This is a genomic window from Sandarakinorhabdus sp., from assembly GCF_040398645.1.
In the GTDB taxonomy this organism is placed as follows: domain Bacteria; phylum Pseudomonadota; class Alphaproteobacteria; order Sphingomonadales; family Sphingomonadaceae; genus Sandarakinorhabdus.
On record NZ_JBBATR010000095.1, the window covers coordinates 1 to 5,060 of the forward strand.

The window sequence follows — 5,060 nt, forward strand, 5'->3', positions numbered from 1 at the left end:
GTGGCCTCTGCCTTCGGAGGGCAGCGCTCTATCCAGCTGAGCTACGGGTGCCAGCAGCGCGTGTTAGCAGTGGTTGCGCGGGGTGGCCAGCCTGTTTCAGCGGTGTTTGGCAGGCGGGGCGGCAGACGCTGTGGGCTGGCGCTCGAATGGGCCGAAGCCGCAGCTGGCGGTGGTCATCTGGCCGCCGCTTTGCAGCACCACCTTGATCAGATCCTGCCGGCACAATTGGCTGATCGATGTCTGGTAGGAAAAGGCCCGCTGCGCGCCAAGTTGTGCGCAGCGAAACGGCAGGATGTTGCGCCAGATGCTGCCGTCGCGCAGCACGAAATCGATGGCGGAATCGCTGCGCACCAGGGTTTGCCGGATGGACGCAATGTTGAGGCAGATCCGGGTTTCGGGCGGTGGCGGTGCATTATCCGCGGCAGCTGGTGCAGCGGCCAGCAAGGCAAACAGGATGAAGGCCGGCTGCTTCATGGCGGCACGCTACGGTGCCGGCGCTGAACCACCGCTTAACCCGCCTCCGCCGGCGTCAGCACCTTGCTGCGAAACTGGCAGACGTCGGCCACCCCGCAGCTGCCGCATTTCGGGCTGCGCGCTGTGCAGGTGTAGCGGCCATGCAGGATCAGCCAGTGGTGGGCATTGCGGCGCCACGGCGGCTTCACGCGTTTCATGATGGCATTTTCCACCAGCAGCGGCGTTTTGCCGGGCGCAAGGCCGGTGCGATTGGCGACGCGGAACACGTGCGTGTCCACGGCGCATGTTTCCTGGCCAAACAGCACGCTGACGACGACATTGGCGGTCTTGCGGCCCACACCGGGCAGGGTTTCCAGCACATCGCGGTCGCTGGGCACCTCGCCGCCGAAATCATCCACCAGCCGCCGCGACAGGGCGATGACGTGGCGGGCCTTGGCATTGAACAGGCCGATGGTGCGAATATGCTGGCGCAGGCCGTCTTCGCCCAGATCGAGCATCTGCTGCGGGGTTTTCACCGCGACAAACAGCGCCCGCGTCGCCTTGTTCACGCCCACATCGGTGGCCTGCGCCGACAACACCACCGCCACCAGCAGGTGATAGCCATTGTCATAGGCCAGTTCCGTCACCGGTTCCGGATTGATCCGGGACAGATAATCAAAAAACTGCGTGATTTCCGGAGCGGTCATCTGCCGGCGAGCGAGCTTGGTCATGCGACGTTGGATGCCGGCAAACCCCATGGCGCGTAAAGGGGCTGCGTCGTAAAGACGTGGGCACAATGGTGTTGGATCTCACCCTCACGCCAAATCGGTCGCTATCGCGGGATCATGCCCGCTGGCTGGTGCTCGCAGTGGGCGGCGTGTTTTTGCTGGGCAGCATCCGCTTCCTGGTGCTGGGCCTGTGGCCGGTCATCCCGTTCATGATTGCCGATGTTGCGCTGCTGGCGTGGGCGCTGCGCAGCAATTTCAAGTCTGGCGGCGGCCATGAGCGGCTGGTGCTGGCGGACGACGCCCTCACCCTCACCCGCGTCTCCGCGCTCGGCGAAGCCTGGGTGGAGCGATTGGAGCCCTGGTACACGCGGGTGCAGATCGAGGAAACGCCGCTGGGCGATGCGCATCTGTTCCTGGCCGCGCATGGCCGGCGGCTGCTGGTGGGGCATTTCCTGTCCGCCCCCGAGCGCCGCGCGGTGGGCGCGGTGATTTCCGATGCGCTTGCCCGCTACCGCGATGGGTCCAGCCCCAACACATCGGCCATGGCGTAACGGCCAGCGGGCTTGCCGGCCAGCCACTGCGCCGCCTTCAGCGCCCCGCGTGCGAATATGCTGCGGTTTTCGGCGCGGTGCCACAATTCGATACGCTCGCCCTCGCTGGCCAGCAGCACCATGTGATCGCCGGCCGCGCTGCCGCCGCGCAGCGCCGCAAAGCCGATGCTGCCGGTTTCGCGCACGCCGGTGATGCCATCGCGGCCGCTTATGCTGTGTGCGGCAAGATCGATGCCGCGCCCGGCCGCCGCCGCCGCGCCCAGCGCCAGCGCTGTGCCAGACGGCGCATCCACCTTCATGCGGTGGTGCAGTTCGGCAATTTCGATATCCCAATCCGGCCCCAGCGCCGCCGCCGCCTGCTGCACCAGTCGGGCCAGCAAGGTGACGCCCAGGCTGGTGTTGGCGGCTTGCAGGACCGCGATATGCTTGGCGGCGGCATCGATGGCGGCGTGATGCGCCGGCTCCAGCCCGGTCGTGCCGATCACCAGCGCGCAGCGCGCGTCCTGCGCGGCCTCAAGCGTCACGGCCAACGCCGCCGGCACCGAAAAATCGATCAGAACATCAACCTTGTGCACGATCGCCCCGATGTTGGAACAAACCGTCAGGATGGCCGGATGGCCCGGCCCAGCGGCGCGCCCGCAGCTGGCATGGCCGGCGCGCTCAACAGCGCCAGCCAGGCTCAGGCCCGGCCAATCAGCCAGCTGCGCGATGATCGCTTCCCCCATGCGCCCGCCGGCACCCAGCACACCCACCTTGATCATGTTCTTCGCCATGGCCTGTTTGTGACGGCTTGGGCGCGGCAGTGCAACCGCCGCATGCCGCGTCTCAGCCGTCATCCTCGTCTTCCCCCTCACCCTCGGCGCTGCGGTGGCAGCGGGCGCATTTGTCGATATTGCCGCGCACCCCTTCCTCGCGGTGCTCGGCCAGCACCTGGGCCGGCTGGTGCGCGTGGCAGCCGTAACAGCTATATTGCTTCAGATTGCCGCCGGTATGGCAGGTTGCGCAGGCGACAGCATGTTCGCCATCCAGCCGGAACAGCCGATCATGGGCAAAGCGGGCAGGTTTCCAGCTGGTGCTGTTATGGCAACTGCCGCAGTTGGCCGTGCCGAACTGGCGGTGCAGCGTGGTGGCGGGCGGCACATGGCAGGCGGCGCATTGGCCGCGCACCGCCGGCCTCAACAGGTCGTGGTGGAAACTGGTCGGGCTGTGCCCGGTCAACGCCGGGCCGGCATGGTCGCTGTGGCAGGCCATGCAATCGGGATTGGCCAGTTGCTGGTGAAACGCCGCCTTGCCGCCGGCAAGCCGTTTGCCCGTGGTGGTGAACAGGCCGATGCGCGCCGGCACGTGGCAGGTGATACAGCGCGGCGCCGCCGCCCCCTGAAACGGCGTGTGGCAGGCAAAGCAATCCCCGGCGATGGCGGCATGGGCGGGCATCACCGGGCCGGGCGCCAGCATTGGCTGCGGATAGAGGATGGCCAGCAAAATCACGCCGATCAGCGCCGCCGCCATCACCAGGGTTGCGGGGCGCGGCATCACTGCCAATCCCAGAACATCGCGGTGGCGACCAGATGCGCCGTCGCCAGCACGGCAAAGGCCAGCGTGATCGGCACATGCACGGTCCGCCATTTCTTCACGAGATCAAAGGTCAGGCTGTCGCGGTACAGCCGCTCCTCGATCTGGGCAGCGTCCATGCCGCTATCGGTCAAGCGGGTTCGCGCCGCCATCAGACGGGTGCGGGCGCGGGCTAGCAGAAATTTCCCGGTCAAGCCGCTGACGATATTCACGCCCATTGCCAGCAGCGCGGCCCACGCCAGCACCGCGTTGAAATGGATGCCGGCATGCACCAGCACCAGCAATGATCCGAACCAGGCCATGCGCTCATGCCGGCGCAGCAAAGCCGCAGGGTTGCCGCGCGTGGTGATCTTGCGCTTGCGCAGCGAATAAGCGAACGATCCCAGGATCAGCGCCAGCCCGGGAATGCCCAGCCAGCGGCCCACCCACACCTGATCGAAATAGTGCAAGGCGGCATCGATCAGCAGCGCCGCTCCGGCCAGCGCCAGCAGCGACGCGGCAAACGGCAGGACTTCGCGGCTGATCAAGCTGGCAGCGCGCTGCGGCATGCTCACCCCCTTCCCCGCAACGTTGCGCCCCGGTGTCATGTGCGTCAACGCCGCAGGCTGGCGAAAGTTGCGCCGCGCTTGCCGCGCGCCGGCGGCCGCCCCTATGCTGGCACCGATGCACCTGCGCCTTGCCCAGCCTGCCGATGCCCCGGCCATCGCCGCCCTGCACACGGCAAGCTGGCAGACGGCCTATGCCCATATCCTGCGCGCCGAATGGCTGGCCAACGATCTGGCAGCAGACCGGCTGCGCGTGTGGAGCGAGCGTTTCGCAGCGCCCGATCCCACCATGCGGGTGCTGCTGGCCGAAGACGCCGCCGGGCTGGCCGGCTTTGTCTGCCTGTTTCTGGCTGCCGATCCGCACTGGGGCAGCCATGTCGACAATCTCCACGTCCGCCCCGGCCAGCAAGGCCAGGGGCTGGGCCGGCATATGCTGGCCGCCGCCGCACGAATGGCGATTGCTGAAGCCCCGGGCCAGGGCCTCGATCTGCACGTCTACACCGCCAACACCGCCGCGCGCGGCTTCTATGCGCGCCTGGGCGGCGTGGAATCGCCCGCCGAAAAAGAGCTGGCCCCCGATGGCAGCCAGCAATCCTATCTGCGCATCTGGTGGCCCGATCCCACCATCCTGCTGGAGCCTGCCTGATGCCCCGCCACCGCAATATCGTCATCCTCACCGGCGCCGGCATTTCGGCCGAATCGGGCGTGCCCACCTTCCGCGCCGCCGATGGCCTGTGGGAAGGCCATAGCATCGAAGATGTCGCCACCCCGCAGGCGTTCCGGCGCAATCCCGAACTGGTGCAGCGTTTCTACGATGATCGCCGCGCCTTTCTGGGCGCTGTGGTGCCCAATGCGGCGCACGATGCGCTGGCGCGGCTGGATGGCGCGTGGACCGGTGATCTGCTGCTGGTGACGCAGAATGTCGATGATCTGCACAGCCGCGCCGGATCGCAGCGGCTGCTGCACATGCACGGCGAGCTTCTGTCCGCACTGTGCACCGCCTGCGGCGCCGCCAATCGCCACGACGGCCCGCTGCGCACCAATCCGCCCTGCCCGGCCTGCGGACGCGCCGGCGGCAGCCTGCGGCCCGATATCGTGTGGTTCGGCGAAATGCCCTACCATATGGACCGGATCACCGCCGCAATTGCCCGCTGCGATCTGTTCGTGTCCATCGGCACCTCCGGCGCCGTCTATCCCGCCGCCGGCTTCGT

Annotated in this window: 8 protein-coding genes; 3 read left to right on the forward strand and 5 right to left on the reverse strand. The window is 67.5% G+C overall.

Features of this window, described 5'->3' with window-relative positions:
- Positions 1 to 96: 96 nt before the first annotated feature.
- Together ABWP50_RS13115 and nth are read right to left on the reverse strand one after the other, a co-directional pair.
- A complete protein-coding gene (locus tag ABWP50_RS13115) occupies positions 97 to 474 on the reverse strand; it encodes a hypothetical protein (RefSeq protein WP_353218434.1) in 378 nt (125 codons plus the stop codon).
- Between the two features lie 35 nt (positions 475 to 509).
- Positions 510 to 1,160 (reverse strand): endonuclease III, encoded by a 651-nt coding sequence (nth, locus tag ABWP50_RS13120; protein ID WP_353218440.1) that lies wholly within the window; start codon positions 1,158 to 1,160, stop codon positions 510 to 512.
- Positions 1,161 to 1,249: 89 nt separating this feature from the next.
- Here nth and ABWP50_RS13125 point away from each other — a divergent pair, with 89 nt between their 5' ends.
- Entirely contained in the window at positions 1,250 to 1,732 is a 483-nt protein-coding gene (locus ABWP50_RS13125) for a DUF2244 domain-containing protein (protein WP_353218435.1), read from the forward strand.
- Here ABWP50_RS13125 and dapB read toward each other — a convergent pair.
- The 3 genes from dapB to ABWP50_RS13140 form a co-directional block, all read right to left on the reverse strand.
- The gene (dapB, locus tag ABWP50_RS13130; protein ID WP_353218441.1) at positions 1,690 to 2,493 is read right to left on the reverse strand and encodes a 4-hydroxy-tetrahydrodipicolinate reductase; all 804 of its coding nucleotides are present in this window, start codon (positions 2,491 to 2,493) and stop codon (positions 1,690 to 1,692) included. The two genes, ABWP50_RS13125 and dapB, sit on opposite strands and share 43 nt — an antisense overlap.
- 64 nt (positions 2,494 to 2,557) lie before the next feature.
- Positions 2,558 to 3,265 carry a cytochrome c3 family protein gene (locus ABWP50_RS13135; RefSeq protein WP_353218436.1) on the reverse strand — a complete coding sequence of 236 codons (708 nt, stop codon included), beginning with the start codon at positions 3,263 to 3,265 and terminating at the stop codon, positions 2,558 to 2,560.
- The gene (locus ABWP50_RS13140; protein ID WP_353218437.1) at positions 3,265 to 3,852 is read right to left on the reverse strand and encodes a hypothetical protein; all 588 of its coding nucleotides are present in this window, start codon (positions 3,850 to 3,852) and stop codon (positions 3,265 to 3,267) included. Before ABWP50_RS13140 ends, ABWP50_RS13135 begins: the two co-directional genes overlap by 1 nt.
- A gap of 115 nt (positions 3,853 to 3,967) precedes the next feature.
- Between ABWP50_RS13140 and ABWP50_RS13145 the strand changes: the two genes are divergently transcribed.
- Together ABWP50_RS13145 and ABWP50_RS13150 are read left to right on the forward strand one after the other, a co-directional pair.
- Positions 3,968 to 4,495, forward strand: a complete 528-nt coding sequence (locus ABWP50_RS13145; RefSeq protein WP_353218438.1) for a GNAT family N-acetyltransferase — start codon at positions 3,968 to 3,970, stop codon at positions 4,493 to 4,495.
- On the forward strand, positions 4,495 to 5,060 hold a 566-nt coding region (locus tag ABWP50_RS13150; protein WP_353218439.1), incomplete at its 3' end, for an NAD-dependent deacylase. The genes ABWP50_RS13145 and ABWP50_RS13150, both read left to right, overlap by 1 nt.